The organism is Cellulomonas sp. P1_G12_2 (assembly GCF_056405535.1).
The window spans coordinates 1,041,450-1,059,621 of sequence record NZ_JBFUBX010000001.1 but is presented as its reverse complement, the minus strand read 5'-3'; the positions used below and the strand labels follow the sequence as shown (position 1 = coordinate 1,059,621).

Here is an 18,172-nt window from a genome sequence, read left to right as displayed (position 1 = left end):
ACCGTAGTGGCGCCGGGGCCTCGGATCCTCCCCCTTCCCGCGGATGTCAGTGGGTGCTGTCAGCCTGCACCCATGGACACAGGACTGCTGCTCGGACTCGCGATCGGTGCCGTCGTCGGCGCGCTCGTCGGCTGGACGTTCGCGTCGGCCCGCCTGCGGGCGGCGGACATCGAGGCCGCCCGGACGCGGGCGACGCTCGAGGCCGAGCGGCGGACCGCTGCCGACACCGGTCGGCTCGCCGACCAGTTCCGGTCGCTGGCAGCCGACGCCCTGGCGACGAGCTCCGACCAGTTCCTCGCCCTCGCGCACCAGCGGTTCGCCGCCGACCACCAGACGCAGGTCGGCGAGCTGGCCCAGCGGGAGCAGGCCGTGCGCGCCATGGTCGAGCCGCTGTCGCGCACCCTGGACCAGGTGCGCGTCGAGCTGTCGACGGCCGAGCAGGCGCGGGCGGCCGGCCAGGCGGCGCTCGGCGAGCAGGTGCGCGCGATGCACCTGGCCTCCGAGCACCTGCGCGGGGAGACCGCGCAGCTGGTCACCGCCCTGCGGTCGTCGCAGGTGCGCGGGAAGTGGGGTGAGCTCCAGCTCAAGCGCGTGGTGGAGGCCGCGGGGATGCTCGCGCACGTCGACTTCGTGGAGCAGGACCAGGTGCGGACCGACGACGGGCTGCTGCGGCCGGACATGGTGATCAAGCTCGCGGGCGGGAAGAACGTGGTGGTCGACGCCAAGGTCGCGTTCCTCGGGTTCCTCGACGCTGCGCAGGCCACCGACGAGCGCGTCCGCACCGAGCGGCTGGCGGCGCACGCCCGGCACGTCCGGGCCCACGTCGACGACCTCTCCGCCAAACGCTACTGGGACCAGTTCGCCCCGGCGCCGGAGTTCGTGGTGATGTTCGTGCCCGCCGAGTCGTTCCTGCACGCGGCAGCGGAGCAGGACCCGCTGCTGATCGAGTACGCGTTCGAGCGCAACGTCGTCATCGCGACGCCGACCACCCTGCTCGCGCTGCTGCGGACGGTCTCGTACGCCTGGCGGCAGGACGCGCTGGCCAGCAACGCGCAGGCCGTGCTCTCACTGGGCAAGGAGCTGCACGGGCGGCTGGCCACCATGGGATCCCACCTGGCCAAGCTGGGCCGGGCCATCGACTCGGCGGCCGGCGCGTACAACCAGACGGTGTCCTCGCTCGAGACCCGCGTGCTGGTCAGCGCCCGGCGGTTCGCAGACCTGCACGTGGTGGACGCCGACCTGCCGACGCCCGACCCGGTGAACCCGCAGCTCTCGGCGGTCAGCGCCCCCGAGCTCGTGGCGTCCGCGGAGGAGCAGATCGTCATGTTCGACGGACGCGCCGACCGGGACGAGCGCGCGCTGCGCGCGGAGGCGGTACGGCCGACACCGGACGCGTCGACCGCCTGACGTGTCCGGCGCCGCGGCCGGCGCGACCATGTGGTTGGCATCGGGATGCAGCCCGATCCGGATCCAGGGACATGGTCGACGCCGGACGGTGCGGTCCGGGCGGCAGCGTCGGGCGGACGCGAGCGGTCAGGCGGGCTGGACGTCCAGGGACCGGCGGCCGTCGCGGCGCGGGGTGACAGGAGCCTTGCCGGCGGCCTTGAGGTCCGCGCGCAGCTCGCGGGGCAGCGAGAACATGAGGTCCTCGGTAGCCGTGCGGATCTCCTCGACCTCGCCGAAGCCGTGCTCGGCGAGCAGCGACAGGACGTCGCGGACCAGGATCTCGGGGACCGAGGCGCCGGACGTGACTCCGACGGTCGTCACCCCGTCGAGCCACGCGAGGTCGATCTCGGAGGCCTTGTCCACGCGGTAGGAGGTGCGGGCGCCGGCATCGAGGGCCACCTCGACCAGCCGCACGGAGTTCGACGAGTTCGCGGAGCCGACCGTGATGACCAGGTCGCACTCCGGCGCCAGCTTCTTGACCGCGACCTGCCGGTTCTGGGTGGCGTAGCAGATGTCGTCGCTGGGCGGGTCCTGCAGGTTCGGGAACCGCTCGCGCAGGCGGCGGACGGTGTCCATGGTCTCGTCGACCGAGAGCGTCGTCTGCGAGATCCAGATGAGGCGGTCGGGGTCACGGACCACCACGTCGGCGACGGCGTCCGGGGAGTTCACCACCTGGATGTGGTCGGGTGCCTCGCCGTAGGTGCCCTCGACCTCCTCGTGCCCGTCGTGGCCGATGAGCAGGATGTCGTAGTCCTCGGACGCGAACCGCACGGCCTCCTTGTGCACCTTGGTGACCAGGGGGCAGGTCGCGTCGATCGTCTGCAGGTTCCGCGCGGCCGCCTGCGCGTGTACGGCCGGGGACACGCCGTGCGCGGAGAACACGACGCGTGCACCCTCGGGGACCTCGTCGGTCTCGTTCACGAACACCGCGCCGCGGGCTGCGAGCGTCTCGACGACGTACTTGTTGTGCACGATTTCCTTGCGCACGTACACCGGGGCGCCGTAGTGCTCGAGGGCCTTCTCGACGGCGATGACCGCGCGGTCCACGCCGGCGCAGTAGCCGCGAGGGGCAGCCAGCAGGACGCGCTTGCGGGGAGCGGTCGCGGTGCTGGGCGTGCCGGTGGTGGAGACGGTCGGGGAGGTCACGGGTCCGAGTCTAGATCGGCGGCTCGCGACGCCCCCTGCGGGGAGGCGCCCAGCGGGTGTGACCTGCACCCGACCCGCACGGCGTCGACACACGCCGGTCGCCTCCGACGGGCCGGGGCGACCGGCGTGACCGAGCCTGTCGGTGGGATGGGGCAGGCTGGGCGCGTGAGCACCGGCCCTCTGAGCACCCCGGCGACCGCCGGCCCGCCCCCGCTGCGCGCCGCGGACACCACCCCGGACCGCCCGTGGCCGGTCCGGCACCTGGCGCCCAAGATCGCCGACTACATCGCGAAGATGCCGCCGGTGTGGGTCGAGGGACAGGTGCTCAACCTCAAGAGGTGGAACACCCTCTACTTCCTCACGCTCCGGGACACCGACCTGGACATGTCCCTGTCGGTCACGGCTCCGGCCTTCGCCATCGACAAGCTGGCCGACAAGCTCGCCGACGGTGCGCACCTCGTGGTGCACGCCCGGCCGCAGTTCCACGCCAAGAAGGGCACGCTGACGTTCGCGGCCGACGACGTCCGCCTGGTCGGCCTCGGCGAGCTGCTGGCCCGGATCGAGCACCTCAAGGGGATCCTCGGAGCCGAGGGGCTGTTCGAGCCGTCGCGCAAGCGCGCGCTGCCGTTCCTGCCCACGGTGGTGGGGCTGATCGTCGCGCAGCAGGGGGACGCCGAGCACGACGTGGTGTCCAACGCCCGCGCCCGCTGGTCGGCGGTGCAGTTCGAGATCCGCCGCGTGACCGTTCAGGGTCCGCGCGCGGTCCCCGAGGTCAGCGCCGCCATCGCGGAGCTCGACCGGGACCCGCGCGTCGACGTCATCGTGGTCGCGCGCGGCGGCGGCTCGTTCGAGGACCTCCTGCCCTTCAGCAACGAGTCGCTCGTGCGCGTGGCGGCGGCCTGCCGGACCCCGCTGGTCAGCGCGATCGGGCACCACCTGGACACGCCGCTGCTCGACCTGGTCGCCGACTTCCGCGCGTCCACGCCGACCGATGCCGCCAAGCGGATCGTGCCGGACGTGAGCGAGGAGCGCGCACGCGTGTCCCAGGCCCGCCTCCGTGCCCGAGCCGCGCTCACCATGCGGCTGACCCGGGAGCAGACCGGCCTCGACCACTGGCGCAGCCGACCGGTGCTGGCCAACCCCACCACGCTGGTCGACGTCCACGAGCACCGGGTCGTCGCCCTGCGGGAGAGCGCCCGGCGCTCGCTGCACACCGCGCTCGTGCACGGCCGGGCGGAGGTGGCCGGGCTCGCGGCCCAGGTGCGCGCGCTCTCGCCGGCGGCCACGCTCGACCGCGGGTACGCCGTGGTGCGGCGGACCGACGGGCACGTCGTGCGCGACCCGGAGGAGGTGACCGCGGGCGACGCCTTGCGCGTCCGCGTGGCCCGCGGAGAGATCGCCGCCCAGGTCGTCGGTCCCTGAACCCGGTCGTGCGGTGCGCGGCGCGGTCCGCGCAGCCTTCGACCTCTTCTGACCGCGGCACCCTGGCGGCGTGGCCGCCCCGCCCGACGGGTTGCCGACGGTGTGGGCACATCCTGGTTGACTGTCCCCGTGCCGAAGCCGTCCCAGTCCCCACCGTCCGACCCGAACGCCGACGTGGCCGCCCTCGGCTACGAGGAGGCCCGCGACGAGCTGGTGGCGGTCGTCGCCCGGCTCGAGGCCGGCGCTGCGACCCTCGAGGAGTCGCTCACGCTCTGGGAGCGCGGCGAGGCGCTCGCCAAGCGCTGCCAGGAGTGGCTCGACGGCGCACGCGAGCGGCTCAGCGCGGTGCGTGACACCGCCGTGACCACCCCCGACGAGGAGTCCTGATGACCACGCCCACCGTCGACCGCGCACTCGTCCTCGGCGAGGCGCTCATCGACGTCGTCACCCGGCCGGACGGCAGCCGCGCGCAGCACCCCGGTGGCAGCCCCGCGAACGTCGCGCTCGGGCTGGGGCGCCTCGGCCGGCGCGTCGACCTGCTCACGTGGCTGGGGCACGACACCGACGGCGACCTCGTCCGCCGCCACCTGCGCGGCTCGGGAGTGAACGTCCTGCAGGGCAACCGCTCGGCCCTGCGCACGCCGGTGGCGACCGCCCACATCGACGAGACCGGCGCGGCGACCTACGAGTTCGACCTCGAGTGGGACCTCCCCGAGACGTGGGATGAGGACCCGGGCGACCCGGTGGTCATCCACACCGGCTCGATCGCGACGGTGCTGCAGCCCGGCGGGGCCGCGGTCGCCAACATCGTCGCGCGGCGCCGCGCGACGTCGACCATCACGTACGACCCGAACCTGCGCCCGGTGCTCATGGGCTCCCCCGCGCAGACGCTGCCCGTGGTCGACGCGCTCGTCCGGCTGGCCGACGTGGTCAAGGTCAGCGACGAGGACCTCGCCTGGCTGCACCCGGGCGTCGCGCCCGCGGAGATCGCCGAACAGTGGAGCCGGTCCGGGCCGTCGCTGGTCGTCGTGACGCACGGGGGCGAGGGGGCGTTCGCCAGCACGTCGGCCGGCGCGCGGATCTCCGTGCAGGCACCCAAGGTGCAGGTGGCGGACACGGTCGGCGCCGGCGACTCGTTCATGGGCGGCCTGATCGACGGGCTGTGGTCGGCTGGGCTGCTCGGGGCGGGTCGTCGTCAGGCGCTCGCCGACGTGGATGCGGCCACCGTCCAGGCAGTGCTCGAGCGGTGCGCGCGGATCGCGGCCATCACGGTGTCCCGGGCAGGCGCCAACCCGCCGCGTCTCGCCGAGCTGGCCTGACCCGTCAGGCGCTCGCCCTCTCCCGGGCCTGCGCGCGCTCCAGCGACGCCTTCCGGTCGGCCTCGTTCTCGCGGTCGAGCGCCTCGGCGGCCGCGCCGTCCCAGGTGAGGTTCTCGCCGCTCTCGGGGTCGAACACCATCATCCGGGCGGGGTCGAACCACAGGTCCGCGTCGACGCCGTCCCGGATCTTGGTCTCCGACGGGAGGGCGACGATCAGCTGGGTGCGCAGTCCCTCGCCGTCCAGGTCGCGGTCGAGCTCCTCGAGCGTCGTCGCGACGTCCGGGTTCGTGTCGAACGGGATGTAGGCGTAGAGCTCGGAGCCGAGCCACTCGGTGACGTCCACGGGCGCCTTGAAGGTGACACCGGCGTCCTTCTTGGCGTCCTCGACGAGCGCGGCATCCTCGAAGTGCTCAGGGCGGATGCCGACGATGACGATCTCCTTGCCCTGCAGCTTGGGGGCCAGGTCCGCGGAGATCGGGACCTCGGCGAACGGCAGCGTCATCGTCGACCCGCTGATCTCCCCCGGCAGGAAGTTCATGGGCGGCGACCCGATGAAGCCGGCGACGAACAGGTTGACCGGCTGCTCGTACAGACCCCGCGGGCTGGCCACCTGCTGGAGCTCCCCCTTGCGCAGGACGGCCACCCGATCGCCGAGGGTCATGGCCTCGGTCTGGTCGTGGGTGACGTAGACGGTCGTCGTGCCCAGTCGGCGCTGCATGCGCGCGATCTCGGTCCGCATCTGCCCGCGGAGCTTGGCGTCGAGGTTGGACAGGGGCTCGTCGAAGAGGAATGCCTCCGCCTCGCGGACGATCGCGCGGCCCATCGCGACACGCTGCCGCTGACCGCCGGACAGGTTGGCGGGCTTGCGCTCGAGGTGGTCCTGCAGCTCGAGCGTCTTGGCGGCGAACTCGACCTTCTCGCGGATCTGGGCGTCGGTGAACTGCCCCTTCTGCAGGCGCAGCGGGAACGCGATGTTCTCGAAGACGGTCAGGTGCGGGTAGAGCGCGTAGTTCTGGAACACCATCGCCAGGTGCCGGTCGCGGGGGGCCTTGTCGTTGACCCGCTTGCCGCCGATGTGCAGGTCGCCCGCCGTGATGTCCTCGAGGCCGACGATCATGCGCAGCAGCGTCGACTTCCCACAGCCGGACGGCCCGACGAGGATGACGAACTCGCCGTCGGCGATATCCAGGCTGACGCCCTTCACGGCGAGGAAGCCGTCGCCGTACTGCTTGACGATGTCCTTGAGAGTGATGGCGGCCATCGGATCTCCTTCGTGGTCAGCCCTTGACGGCGCCCTGGGTCAGGCCGGACACGATCTGGCGTTGGAAGAGCAGGACGAGGATGACCACCGGGATGGTCACGATGATGGCGGCGGCGGAGATCGACCCCGTGGGCTCCTCGAACTGCGAGGCGCCGGTGAAGAACGCCAGCGCCGCCGGGACGGGACGGGCCCGGTCGGTCGACGTGAGCGAGATGCCGTAGACGAAGTCGTTCCACGCGATGAAGAACGCGATCAGCGCCGTGGTGAACACACCGGGCGCCGCCAGCGGCACGATCGCCTTGCGGAAGGCCTGCCACGTGGTCGCCCCGTCCACCTGCGCGGCCTGCTCGAGCTCCCACGGGATCTGGCGGAAGAACGCTGCGAGGGTCCAGATGGAGATCGGCAGCGTGAGCGAGAGGTACGGGATGATCAGGCCGAGCCAGGTGTCGTAGAGGCCGATGTTCCGCCACAGGTTGAACAGCGGCGTGACGATCGAGATGACCGGGAAGATCGAGACGCCCAGCGCGGTGAGCAGGACCATCCGCTTGCCCGGGAAGTCGAGCCGCGCGATCGCGTAGGCGGCGAGCGTGGCGAGCACAACCGCGATGGCCGTGGCGATCAGCGAGATGCCGATCGAGTTGCGCAGCGAGGACAGGAACAGGGTCTGCGCGGACCCGCCCGGCGCGAGGATCTCCTCGTAGTTCACGGTCGTCCAGGTCTTGGGCCAGAACAGCCCGAGGTTGAGCTGGCTCGGCAGCTTGAACGACGTCGCGAAGATGGACACGATCGGGAACAGCGCGTACGCGAGGACGAAGATCGTGATGAGGGCCCAGGCGATCTTGGCCCTGGTCGACAGCTGCTTCATCAGCCCGCCCCCCTCGCGCCGCCGGCCAGATCGACCTTGAACAGCTTGACCGCGACCCAGCAGATCAGGATCACGCACAGGAAGAGCAGCACGGAGATCGCCGACCCGAGGCCGATCTCCAGCCGTCCGATCGAGGTCCGGTACGCCAGCAGCGACAGCACCTCGGTGCCGTTGGCCCCGTTGGTCATGATGAACACGTTGTCGAAGATGCGGAACGCGTCGAGGGCACGGAACAGGACAGCCACCATGATCGCGGCCTTCATGTTCGGCAGGACCACCCGTGTGAGGCGCTGCCACCAGGTCGCGCCGTCGACCTCGGCCGCCTCCTCCAGCTCGGTCGGCACCTGCGAGAGGCCCGCGAGGAGCAGGAGCGAGATGAACGGCGTGGTCTTCCAGATCTCCGACATGATGATGACGAAGAGGCTGGTGCCCTGCTGGGCGAACCAGTTGAGGTCCGTGCTGATCCCGGGCACCCACGCGAACCAGTGGTTGACGTACCCCGAGTTGATGTCGAACGCGTAGAACCACGCGAAGGCGGAGACCACGGTGATGATCCCGTACGGCACCAGGATCGCCGTGCGGAGCAGGCCGCGGAGCTGCGTGATGGCGCGGTGCATGACGAGCGCGAGCCCGAACCCGAGGAGCAGCTCGACGACCACGGTCACCACGGTGATGAAGACGGTGACGCCGAGCGCCTGCCAGAAGAGCGGGTCGGACAGCACGACCGAGTAGTTGGTCAGACCGGCCCAGCGCTTGTCGTCCGGAGCGGTGAGGCGGAAGTGGAAGAGGGAGTCGTAGAAGGCCTGCAGGATCGGGTACAGGGTGACGGCGAGCATGACGACGAACGCGGGCCCCGCGAGCAGCCAGCCGAGGCGCGCCTCGGACTTCGCTCGATCGCTGCGGCCGGCCTTCGCTGCGGCGTCGCGCAGATCCGGTCTCTTGTCGGCGACCGTGGTCATAGCAGCTGCTCCCCTCGAAGCACAGCGGTGATCAAGTCCGTCGACTCGGTCGGCGTCGTCTCCGGGCTGACCGCGCTCGGCGGGTGCCAGGTCTGCTGCAGGCCGGTGGACACCTCGTTGTAGTACGGCGTCTGCGGCCGCGGGACGGCGAGCTCGAGCGACTCCCGGATGACGTCCGCCATCGGGAACGCCTCGGTGACCGCGGGGTCGTCGTAGGCCTCGGTGTTGGACGGCGGGTTGCCGTTGGTCGCGAAGTACTGCGCCTGGTGCTCGGGCGTGACGATGCACTCCGCCGCCTGGTAGGAGAGGTCGACGTAGTTGCTGAAGGCCCCGATCCCGAGGTTGATCCCGCCGTACGGGGGTGCGCTCGGCTGCCCCTCGGTCACCTGCGGGTACAGCGCCCAGCCGATGTCGTCGAGCAGCGCCTGCTCGAACGTGCCGTCCTCGACGCCGGCCTTCGTGGCGGACCAGACGAACGGCCAGTTGACCATGAACGAGCCCTTGTCGCCCTGGAAGATGGACAGCGACGCCCCCTCGTCCTCCGTCGGCAGGGCGGGACCACCCAGGCCTTCCTTGCCGATGGTGCCGATGATCGTCGCGGCGGCCTCACCGGCCGGGCTCTCCAGCCCGAGCGTCAGCTCGTCCGCCGGCGCCTCGGGGTTCTCGAGGATCGTGCCGCCGGCGGACGCGACGAGCGCGTTGATCCACACGGTGAGCGACTCGGCCTTGGTGCCCTGGACGGCGAGGTACTTGTCCTGGTCCTTCGACGCGGTCATGATCTGGTCCCACGTCACCGGTGCCTTGGCCGGGTCGAGCCCCGACGCTGCGGCGACCGACTTGCGGTACCAGAGCAGCTGGGTGTTCGCCCAGAACGGGACGGAGACGAGCTTGTCGTCCCACGTGRCCCCGGCCAGGGCGCCGGCGACGACGTTCTGAGTCACCCGCTGCGCGACGTCGTCGGGCACGGGGGCCAGGAACCCGGGTTCGGCCATCTCGGGGACGAACGGCGGGTCCAGGCTCATGATGTCGATCGACGAGTCCTTGGCGGCCAGGCGTCGGGCCAGCTGCTCGCGCTGGGCGCTGGCGTCGCGCGGCAGGACCGACGTCTCGATCACGTACTTGCCCTCTGCGGCCTCCGTGCACTGCTTGGCGATCTCGGCCTGGCCGCCGTCGTCCGGGTTGATGTACCAGGTCAGCACGGGAGTTCCGGACCCGGATCCTGCGCATGCGGCCAGCGGGACCGCCACCGCCAGCCCGGTGACGAGGGCCAGAGCACGTCTGCGTCGTCCCACGGAACACCCCCCAAGGCTGAGACGTCGGCGTCTCACCCCCTTGGCTACACCCTCCGGGTGAAGACCCGCCACCGGAACGGGTCGCCCGACTGCTGGAACGCGCCCTGCGGACGGTCCGCGGACCTGCGAGCATGACGCCGTGACCCGACCCACGACGCCTGCCGAAGCCTGGTCCGCGCTGCGCGAGGGGAACGAGCGGTTCGTCCGCGGCGAGATGCTCCACCCGTCGCAGGGCATCGACCACCGCTCCGAGCTCAGCGTCGCGCAGTATCCGTTCGCGGTGATCTTCGGCTGCTCGGACTCGCGCGTCGCCGCCGAGATCATCTTCGACCAGGGCCTCGGTGACGTGTTCGTCGTCCGCACCGCCGGGCACGTGCTGGACACCACCGTCATCGGCTCGATCGAGTACGGCGTGGACGTGCTCGGCGCCTCGCTCGTGGTGGTCCTCGGGCACGACAGCTGCGGCGCGGTCGCGGCCGCGACGACCGCGCTCACCACCGGCGAGCTGCCCACCGGCTTCGTGCGCGCCATCGTGGACCGGGTGATCCCGAGCATCGTCAACCTGGCCGGTGGGGGGTTCGGCGCCCTCGACACCCTCGACCCGGCGGTCCTGGGTCACGAGCACGTGCGGCACACCGTGCAGATGCTCCAGGGCTACTCGCGCTCGCTCGCGGAGGCGGTCAAGGAGGGGCGGGTGGCGATCGTCGGGCTCGAGTACACGCTGGCCGACGGGACCGTGCACCTGACCGAGTCGCTGGGGGACGTCGAGGTCTAGACGTGCGGCAGGATGGCACGCATGACTTCTGAGTACCGCATCGAGCACGACACGATGGGTGAGGTGCGCGTCCCGGTCGACGCGCTCTACCGCGCGCAGACGCAGCGTGCCGTGGAGAACTTCCCCATCTCCGGCAGCCGCCTCGAGCGCAGCCACATCGAGGCGCTGGCCCGCATCAAGAAGGCAGCGGCCCGCGCGAACGCCGAGCTGGGCGTGCTGGACCAGGACATCGCCGACGCCATCGTCGCTGCCGCCGACGACGTCGCGAGCGGGGCGCACGACGGCGACTTCCCGATCGACGTCTACCAGACGGGCTCAGGGACGAGCTCGAACATGAACACCAACGAGGTGCTGGCCACGCTGGCCACGCGGCGGCTCGGCCGCGACGTGCACCCGAACGACCACGTGAACGCGTCGCAGTCCTCCAACGACGTGTTCCCCACGTCGGTGCACGTGGCCGCGACCGCCGGCGTCGTGCGCGACCTGATCCCCGCGCTGGGCCACCTCGCGGAGGCGCTCGAGGCGAAGAGCGTCGAGTGGGCGCAGGTGGTCAAGTCCGGCCGCACGCACCTCATGGACGCCACGCCCGTCACGCTCGGCCAGGAGTTCGGCGGGTACGCCGCCGCGGTCCGGTACGGCATCGAGAGGCTCGAGTCGGCGCTCCCCCGCGCGGCCGAGGTCCCCCTCGGCGGCACCGCGGTCGGCACGGGCATCAACACCCCGGCCGGCTTCCCGCAGCGCGTGATCGAGCTGCTGCGCGAGGACACCGGGCTGCCGCTGACCGAGGCGCGCGACCACTTCGAGGCGCAGAGCTCCCGCGACGGGCTCGTCGAGCTGTCGGGCGCGCTGCGCACCATCGCCGTCAGCCTCACCAAGATCTGCAACGACCTGCGCTGGATGGGCTCGGGCCCGAACACCGGCCTCGGCGAGATCGCGATCCCCGACCTGCAGCCGGGCTCGTCGATCATGCCCGGCAAGGTCAACCCGGTCATCCCCGAGGCGGTGCTCATGGTCGCCGCACGCGTCGTCGGCAACGACGCCACGGTCGCGTGGGCCGGCGCGAGCGGCTCGTTCGAGCTCAACGTGCAGATCCCCGTGATCGCCGCGGGGGTGCTGGAGTCGGTCCGGCTGCTGGCCAACGCGTCACGGCTGCTCGCGGACAAGACGGTGGTCGGCCTGGTCGCCAACGTCGAGCGCGCCCGTGCGCTGGCGGAGTCGTCGCCGTCGATCGTCACGCCGCTCAACCGGGTGATCGGGTACGAGGCGGCGGCGAAGATCGCCAAGCACGCCGTCAAGCACGGGATCACGGTGCGCGCCGCCGTGATCGACCTCGGCTTCGTCGAGCGGGGCGAGGTCACCGAGGAGCAGCTGGACAGCGCGCTCGACGTGCTCAGCATGACGCGCCCGCCCCAGCGCTGATCCCCTCCCGGTGACGTGGCCCTCCCGGGCCACGTCACCGTTCGGTCACGTTCTGCGGAATCGCTCCCACACCCACGGCCTGCTCGTTTACGCTCTCTGGACCGCGCGCACCTGACCGGTACAGGAGCGCGTCCACGGTCGGACGACGAGGTCACGAGGGGGGTCGGATGGGCTGGAGCCTGCGCGTGCTGCGCCATCGCGCCGCCGCACAGCGGACCCTTCTGGCAACCGTCCTGGCCGTCGCTCTGGTCGGCGCCTGCCTGCTCGGCACCTTCGCCCTCCTGCTGTTCACCAGCGAGCACCACGCGCTGGACACCGCGCTCGACCAGGCCCCGGCCACAGCGACCGACGTCGACGCGGTGCTCACCCTCGACCAGTCCAGCCCCGCGCCGGCCATCGCGTCCGGGGAGGCGTTCCTCGACGAGCTGCTCGGCGACGTCCCGGCCGAGCGGACGCGGTGGCTCACGTCGCCCATGTACCGGCTGCCGGGCGACGGCCCACCGATCACGGCACCCCTGGCCTACCTCGCGGTCTACCCCGACGTCCCGGAGCACGCCACGCTGCTGGCAGGCGCGTGGCCGACGGCGGGCGCCGACCACCAGGGTCGTGTGCAGGTCGCCATCCCCCAGGTCGCAGCGGAGCGCTACGGGTGGACGGTCGGCACCGAGCTGCCCGTGCAGAACCTCGGCTCCTACACGGACGGCACGGTCGTCGTCGTCGGCATCCACGAGCTGTCCGGGCCGCGCAGCCTGTGGACGCGTGACCTGCTGCAGGGCGCGCAGCACGACCCGGCCTATCCGGTGCCCGGCAGCTTCGGGTTCGTCACCACCAGCGCGTGGGGTCCGTTCGTCGTCGCCCCGGAGGCCATGACCACCGCCGGGACGGTCGCCACCGCCGCCCTCGTCGCCTCGCCGCGGCTCGCCGACAGCCCGCCGGGTGCGGTCGAGGGAGTGCGAGGGAGGCTGGACGACGCGCAGGCCACCCTGGTCTCCCGGTCCGAGGGCGGCGTGCTCTCCGCCCAGTTCCGCTCGCGCCTCGAGTCCACGATCGACGTCGCGCAGGGCAACCTGGCGGTGACCCGTGTCAGCCTCGTCATCGTCGGTCTGATGCTCGTCGTGCTCTCGGTCACCGTGCTGCTGCTGGCCGCGCGCCTGCTCGCCGAGCGTCGCGCCTCGGAGCAGACGCTGATGTCGTCGCGAGGCGCCTCCGGGCGGCAGCTGCTGGCGCTCGCGGCGCTCGAGGCGACCGGCGTCGCGCTGGTCACCACGCTCGTGTCACCGTGGCTGGCCGGCCTGCTGTTCCAGGGGATCACCTCCGTCGGCCCCCTCGCGCGGGCGGGCCTGCACCACGACCCGGGCCACCCGCCCATCCTGTGGATCACGTGCGTCGTCTCGTCGTTCGTGCTCGCGACCGTGCTGCTGGGGCCGCTGCTGCGGCGCCGCGGCAGCGCGGTGGACGCCGAGCAGCGACTCGTGCGGCAGGACGGTCGCGGTGGGCTCGCCCGCTCCGGCGCCGACCTCGCGCTCCTGGTGCTCGCGGGGCTCGCGGTGTGGCAGCTCAGCTCCTACCGGTCGCCCGTCGACCAGGCGGGACCGGGACGGCTCGACCCCGTGCTGGTGGCGGCGCCCGCCCTGCTGCTGCTCGCCGGCGCCGTCCTGACGCTCCGGCTGCTGCCCCTGGTCGCGCACGCGGGCGAGCGCCTGGCCGCCCGGAGCACGTCGCTCATCTCCCCCCTCGCCGCGTGGGAGGTCGGCCGCCGGCCCGGCCGGGCGGCCGGCGCGGTGCTCCTGCTGACGCTGGCGCTGGGCGTCGGCTCGTTCTCGCAGTCCTTCCTCAGCACGTGGCGGACGTCGCAGGGCGACCAGGTGGACCTCGCCGTGGGGACCGACGTGCGGCTGGACCGCCTGGAGGGCTCCGGGATCGCGCAGGCGGGCGCCGTCGGCGAGCTCCCCGGCGTGCAGGCCATGAGCCCGGTGACGAACCGGACGGTCACCCTGGGGCAGCCCGCGGAGTCGCCGGGCGAGAGCCGGGGACGTGCGGTGAACCTCCTCGCGCTCGACACCACCCAGGCCGACGCGCTGCTGCGCGGCAGGATCACGCCGACGTGGGGCACGCTCGCGGAACCGCTCCGGCCGGCGACACCCGCCGTCGGCATCCCCCTGCCCGGTGCACCCACCGGGCTCCTGGTGGACGTCGAGAGCTCCGTCTCCCCCGCGCTGGCCGGGGTCGTGCTGCTCAGCCTGGTCGTCGAGGACCCGAGCGGCACCCGGACCCCGCTCGAGCTGGCGCCGCTCCCGCTCCTGGGCAGCTCGGACGACGTGGCCGTCACCCTCCCGGCCACCGCCCCCGGGCTGCGACTGGTGGGGGTGCTCGCGCAGCTCCTCCCCGAGTCCACGGACCCCGGCGACCTGTTCGGGCTCGGCCAGGCCGACGTGCGGCTGGATGTCCGCGTAGGTGACCTGCGCGTCGTCGAGCGGCCCGAGGGGGCCACCGCGGACCAGGTCACCGCGGTCCCGCTCACCACCGCCTCGTGGACCGTGCAGGGCGCCCTCCAGGACAACAACAAGCGGCCGCTGCTGTCGGTGCGGACCGACGACGACGTCCTGCGCGTCACCGGCGGGATCGACCCCTTCGAGCTGCTCTTCGGCCGCTCCGGGTTCGCCGCCGCCACGTTCCCGGTGCCCGGCCCGGTCCCGGTGGTCGTCACCGACACGCTGGTCGCGGCGTTCTCCGCGGCGGTGGGCGACGAGCTCGAGCTCGACCTGGGCGACGTCCGGGTGCCGGTGACCATCGAACGTGTGGTCCCCTACCTGCCCGGCCTGCCCACGGGGTCCGCGCTGCTGGCCGACCGCGACCTGCTCACGCGCGCGGCCCTGCTCGGTTCGTCGACGAGCCCGCTCCTGGACGAGTGGTGGCTCCAGGTCCCCGATGCGAGCGCACCCGCGCTGGTGGAGGACGTCCGTCAGACCGACCTCGGCGTCGCCGTCGACCGGGCGACCGCACGAGAGGTCGCCACCGACGGACCGCTGCGGGTCGGTGTGCAGGCCGCGCTGTGGATCGTGACGGTGGCCGCGGTGGCGCTCGCGGTGGCGGGCTTCGGGATGAGCGCGACGGTGTCGGTGCGCACCCGCCGGCTCGAGCTCGCCCGGCTGCAGGCCCTCGGCGCCCCGCGCTCCGGCCTGGTCCGCTCGGTGCTCGTCGAGCACGCGATCCTGGGCGTGCTGGGCCTGCTCGCGGGGCTCACCCTCGGTGCCGTGCTCGGCCAGGTGGTCGCTCCGCTGGTCACCGTGTCCGTCCAGGGCGGCCGGCCCGTCCCCGGCGTGATCGTGCAGTGGCCCTGGCCCACACAGGCGGCCCTGGTCGCCGTCCTCGTGGTGCTGGTCGGCGGAGCGGTCGCGCTGACCACGAGCTCGCTGCTGCGCCGGGCGTCCGGCGAGCTGCTGCGGCTGGGGGACGAGCGATGACGATCACCGAGCTCCGCGCGCGGACCACCGTCGGTTGGCGCTCGACCACGGGCGATGCGGTCCTCGTGGCACGCCGGCGCAGCCGGCAGGACGCCGGCCTGCTGGCGCTGGCCGCCGTCGTGCTGGCCGTCACTGTGCTCATCGCGCTGGCCGTCCCCCGGATCGTGCTGCGGACCGCGGACGCGGGGGTGCAGGGTGCGGTCCGGGATGCCGGACCTGCGGCGGACGTGGTGATCGTCCTGGGCAGCGGGCCCGGGGTGGGCACGTTCACGGCCACCGGGCAGCCCGCCCGCGTCGAGAACGCGTCGACCCTGGTCGCGAACTCGGCGACGACCACGCGGTCCTCGCTCCCGGAGTCCGTCCAGGCCGTGGTCGGGCCCGTGGTGACCGCGGTCCAGAGCTCCCCGCTCACCGCCCGGCTGGGCGACGACCTCGTGTCCACCCGGCTCCTGCACCTCGGCACCCCGACCACCTCCGACCCGGTCGTCCGGTGGGTCACGGGGATCGAGCCGCGGATGTCCCCCGAGCACCCCGCCGGCTCGTCGGAACCGCGCGTGGTGGAGGTCGGGATGTCGGCCGCCGCCGCGGACGAGCTGGGTCTGGTCGTCGGCCAGCGCCTGCCGCTCACGGGGCCGACCCGGGGCGACGTCGTGGCGGTCGTGACGGGCCTGTTCGAGCCGGCCGACCCCACGTCGCCGGTGTGGTCCGGCTACGCGGACCTGCTCGATCTCCAGCCCCCGCCGGCCGGCGGCACCGTGGTCGGCCGCGCGGGACTCCTGGCGTCGGACGCCTCGCTGCCCGACGCGCTGCTCGCGATGCAGACCGCGCGCTCGGTCTCCACGGCGTTCCGCTTCCCGGTGGAACCGGATGGCCTGCGCGCCACCGACTCCCGCGCGGTCGCGCGCGCGGTCGCGCAGATCATCGCGCTGCCCGGTCCGTTGACCGGGTCCGACGGGCGCACCCCGTCGGTGGTCAGCGAGCTGGACACCGTGCTGCGGGCGGCCGACGTCCGCCTGCTCGCCGGGACGGCCCAGACCTCGGTGCTGCTCGTCGGGCTCGCCGCGGTGGGCTCTCTGGCCCTCATCCTCGCGGCACGGCTGCTGGTGGTCCGGCGCGAGACGTTCCTGCTCGCGGAGCGCGCTCGGGGGGCGTCGACCGCCTCCGTCGCCCTGCGCGCCCTGGTCGAGAGCGTGCCCCTCGTCGCCCTGGCCACCGCGGTGGGTGCTGCCGGTGCGTGGCTGGTCGCACCCGATCCCCGCGGGACGTGGGCGATCGCCGCGGCGATCGTGGCGGTGGCCGCGACAGCTCCCGCGATCGCGTCGGCGGTGGTCGTCGCCGGCGCCTGGACCGGCCGTCGGCTGCCCGCCAACCGCGTGGACCGCGAGCGCGTGCTCGGCCGGCGCCGTGTGCGCCGCCTGACCGCCGAGCTCGCGCTCGTCGCGATCGCCGCGGCGGCTCTCGTCTCGGCGCGGGGGCGCGGGCTCGTGCAGACCGCGACCGGAGGCGTCGACCTCCTGCTCGCCGCCACCCCCGTCCTGCTGGCCGGTGCCGCGACCGTGCTGGTGGCGCGGGCGCTGCCGCCCACGCTGCGCGGGCTCTCCGGCTTCGCCGCGCGTCGGCGGGGGCTGGTACCCGTCGTCGCGACCGCCCGCGCGGGCCAGACCGCCGGCACACGCATCCCCCTGCTCACCCTCACGATCGCGATCGCCCTCGTCGTGTTCTGCGGCACGACCGCCGTCACCGTCACCGCAGGGCAGGACGAGGCCGCGGACCTCGTGGTCGGGGCCCAGGTCCGCGTGGACGGGGACCTCGACCCGCTCGTCGTCGCGCAGCTGCGGGACGCTCCGGGCGTGACCGCCGTCGCGGGCGCCACGACCCTCAGCTCGCGGACCTTCGGCCGGTCGAGCGGCGTCAAGGCCCAGGTGCTGCTGGTGGACTCGGCCGCCCTGGCGCAGATCCTGGCCGCCCACGACCGCCCGGTGGACCCGGGCCTGAGCACTCTCGGTTCCGCCGTCGACGACGGTGTCCCCGCGCTGATCTCGCCGTCGTTGCTGAGCACCGCCGAGCTCATCGCACCCGCCCTCATGGGCGAGGAGGACTTCGTCGACCTCCGGGTGGTCGGCACCGCGGAGAACCTGCCCGTCGTCCCCCAGAGCTCCTCGACCCTGGCGGGCACCGCGGGCGTCGTGCTCGTCGACCGCGAGGCGTTCGCCGCCGTCTCGGGGGACGAGGTGGCCGTGACGACGACGTGGGTGGACGGGCCGGGTGCCCTGACCGCCGTGCGGGCGGCGGGACTCGCCGACGAGGCCGGCACGACCGTGACCGAGCGTGACGAGTGGTTGAGCACCTGGCGGGCGTCGCCCCTCAACGCGGGCCTCCTCGCGCTCCTGGTCGCGACGGGTCTGATCCTCGCGGGGTACGCGGCCCTCGGGCTCGTGCTGACGGTCGTCGCCACGAGCCGTGAGCGCGGCCGCACCCTGTCGGCCCTGCGCACGCTCGGCCTGGACGCGCGCACGGCGCGGGCGATGACGTTCGGGGAGCTGGCGCCGCTGGCGCTCGCCGCGGTGCTGACGGGGACGGCCATCGGCATCGTCGTGCCCTGGCTGCTCACCGGCGCGCTCGGGCTCGACCTGCTCACCGGCCACCCCGCGGCGACGTCGTTGCAGGTCACCTGGGTCCCGATCGTCGGTGCGGCGGCTGTCGTGCTCGCCGCCCTGGCGATCGCGGTGGCGGTGGAGTCCGCCGTGCGCCGGCGGGACCGGCTCGGCGAGGTGCTGCGGGTGGGCGAGAGATGAACCGGACGA

Annotated in this window: 13 protein-coding genes; 8 read left to right on the top strand and 5 right to left on the bottom strand. The window is 73.1% G+C overall.

Annotated features, from left to right (window positions below; translation table 11 throughout):
• Positions 1-72 precede the first annotated feature (72 nt).
• Positions 73-1,407, top strand: coding sequence for a DNA recombination protein RmuC (locus AC1DXT_RS05105; RefSeq protein WP_477060263.1), 1,335 nt, complete (start codon positions 73-75; stop codon positions 1,405-1,407).
• 126 nt (positions 1,408-1,533) lie between these two features.
• Here AC1DXT_RS05105 and AC1DXT_RS05100 read toward each other — a convergent pair whose 3' ends face one another.
• On the bottom strand, positions 1,534-2,592 hold the full coding sequence (locus tag AC1DXT_RS05100) for a 4-hydroxy-3-methylbut-2-enyl diphosphate reductase (protein ID WP_477060262.1): 1,059 nt from the start codon (positions 2,590-2,592) through the stop codon (positions 1,534-1,536).
• Between the two features lie 165 nt (positions 2,593-2,757).
• Here AC1DXT_RS05100 and xseA point away from each other — a divergent pair, with 165 nt between their 5' ends.
• The 3 genes from xseA (at position 2,758) to AC1DXT_RS05085 (ending at position 5,333) form a co-directional block, all read left to right on the top strand.
• The gene (gene xseA / locus AC1DXT_RS05095) at positions 2,758-4,014 is read left to right on the top strand and encodes an exodeoxyribonuclease VII large subunit (protein ID WP_477060261.1); all 1,257 of its coding nucleotides are present in this window, start codon (positions 2,758-2,760) and stop codon (positions 4,012-4,014) included.
• 129 nt (positions 4,015-4,143) lie between these two features.
• Positions 4,144-4,401: an exodeoxyribonuclease VII small subunit gene (locus tag AC1DXT_RS05090; RefSeq protein ID WP_477060260.1), complete on the top strand. Its 258-nt coding sequence runs from the start codon at positions 4,144-4,146 to the stop codon at positions 4,399-4,401.
• Complete coding sequence (locus AC1DXT_RS05085) at positions 4,401-5,333, top strand: carbohydrate kinase family protein (RefSeq protein ID WP_477060259.1); 933 nt, start codon at positions 4,401-4,403, stop codon at positions 5,331-5,333. Before AC1DXT_RS05090 ends, AC1DXT_RS05085 begins: the two co-directional genes overlap by 1 nt.
• Before the next feature lie 4 nt (positions 5,334-5,337).
• On the opposite strand, the gene AC1DXT_RS05080 is transcribed toward AC1DXT_RS05085, so the two are convergent.
• Genes AC1DXT_RS05080 through AC1DXT_RS05065 form a run of 4 tightly spaced genes read right to left on the bottom strand, consistent with a single transcriptional unit; the run spans position 5,338 to position 9,710 of the window.
• On the bottom strand, positions 5,338-6,594 hold the full coding sequence (locus AC1DXT_RS05080) for an ABC transporter ATP-binding protein (protein ID WP_477060258.1): 1,257 nt from the start codon (positions 6,592-6,594) through the stop codon (positions 5,338-5,340).
• A 16-nt stretch (positions 6,595-6,610) separates the two neighbouring features.
• Complete coding sequence (locus tag AC1DXT_RS05075) at positions 6,611-7,459, bottom strand: carbohydrate ABC transporter permease (RefSeq protein ID WP_056095899.1); 849 nt, start codon at positions 7,457-7,459, stop codon at positions 6,611-6,613.
• Positions 7,459-8,418, bottom strand: coding sequence for a carbohydrate ABC transporter permease (locus AC1DXT_RS05070; protein WP_477060257.1), 960 nt, complete (start codon positions 8,416-8,418; stop codon positions 7,459-7,461). Before AC1DXT_RS05070 ends, AC1DXT_RS05075 begins: the two co-directional genes overlap by 1 nt.
• Positions 8,415-9,710, bottom strand: a complete 1,296-nt coding sequence (locus AC1DXT_RS05065; protein ID WP_477060256.1) for a sugar ABC transporter substrate-binding protein — start codon at positions 9,708-9,710, stop codon at positions 8,415-8,417. Before AC1DXT_RS05065 ends, AC1DXT_RS05070 begins: the two co-directional genes overlap by 4 nt.
• Before the next feature lie 139 nt (positions 9,711-9,849).
• On the opposite strand from AC1DXT_RS05065, the gene AC1DXT_RS05060 reads away from it, so the two are divergent.
• From AC1DXT_RS05060 to AC1DXT_RS05045, 4 genes are all read left to right on the top strand, one after another.
• Positions 9,850-10,485, top strand: coding sequence for a carbonic anhydrase (locus AC1DXT_RS05060; RefSeq protein ID WP_477060255.1), 636 nt, complete (start codon positions 9,850-9,852; stop codon positions 10,483-10,485).
• 21 nt (positions 10,486-10,506) lie between these two features.
• Positions 10,507-11,904, top strand: coding sequence for a class II fumarate hydratase (locus AC1DXT_RS05055; protein ID WP_477060254.1), 1,398 nt, complete (start codon positions 10,507-10,509; stop codon positions 11,902-11,904).
• A gap of 167 nt (positions 11,905-12,071) precedes the next feature.
• Entirely contained in the window at positions 12,072-15,368 is a 3,297-nt protein-coding gene (locus AC1DXT_RS05050; protein WP_477060253.1) for an FtsX-like permease family protein, read from the top strand.
• Positions 15,365-18,163 (top strand): FtsX-like permease family protein, encoded by a 2,799-nt coding sequence (locus tag AC1DXT_RS05045; protein ID WP_477060252.1) that lies wholly within the window; start codon positions 15,365-15,367, stop codon positions 18,161-18,163. Before AC1DXT_RS05050 ends, AC1DXT_RS05045 begins: the two co-directional genes overlap by 4 nt.
• The last annotated feature ends 9 nt before the right edge of the window (positions 18,164-18,172 follow it).

What these genes read in the sequence shown, in the direction of transcription:
- AC1DXT_RS05045 (WP_477060252.1), top strand. Translation starts at nt 15,365, where the DNA reads ATGACGATCACCGAGCTCCGCGCGCGGACCACCGTCGGTTGGCGCTCG.
- AC1DXT_RS05105 (WP_477060263.1), top strand. Translation starts at nt 73, where the DNA reads ATGGACACAGGACTGCTGCTCGGACTCGCGATCGGTGCCGTCGTCGGC.
- AC1DXT_RS05085 (WP_477060259.1), top strand. Translation starts at nt 4,401, where the DNA reads ATGACCACGCCCACCGTCGACCGCGCACTCGTCCTCGGCGAGGCGCTC.
- AC1DXT_RS05070 (WP_477060257.1), bottom strand. Translation starts at nt 8,418, where the DNA reads ATGACCACGGTCGCCGACAAGAGACCGGATCTGCGCGACGCCGCAGCG.
- AC1DXT_RS05050 (WP_477060253.1), top strand. Translation starts at nt 12,072, where the DNA reads ATGGGCTGGAGCCTGCGCGTGCTGCGCCATCGCGCCGCCGCACAGCGG.
- AC1DXT_RS05055 (WP_477060254.1), top strand. Translation starts at nt 10,507, where the DNA reads ATGACTTCTGAGTACCGCATCGAGCACGACACGATGGGTGAGGTGCGC.
- AC1DXT_RS05075 (WP_056095899.1), bottom strand. Translation starts at nt 7,459, where the DNA reads ATGAAGCAGCTGTCGACCAGGGCCAAGATCGCCTGGGCCCTCATCACG.
- AC1DXT_RS05080 (WP_477060258.1), bottom strand. Translation starts at nt 6,594, where the DNA reads ATGGCCGCCATCACTCTCAAGGACATCGTCAAGCAGTACGGCGACGGC.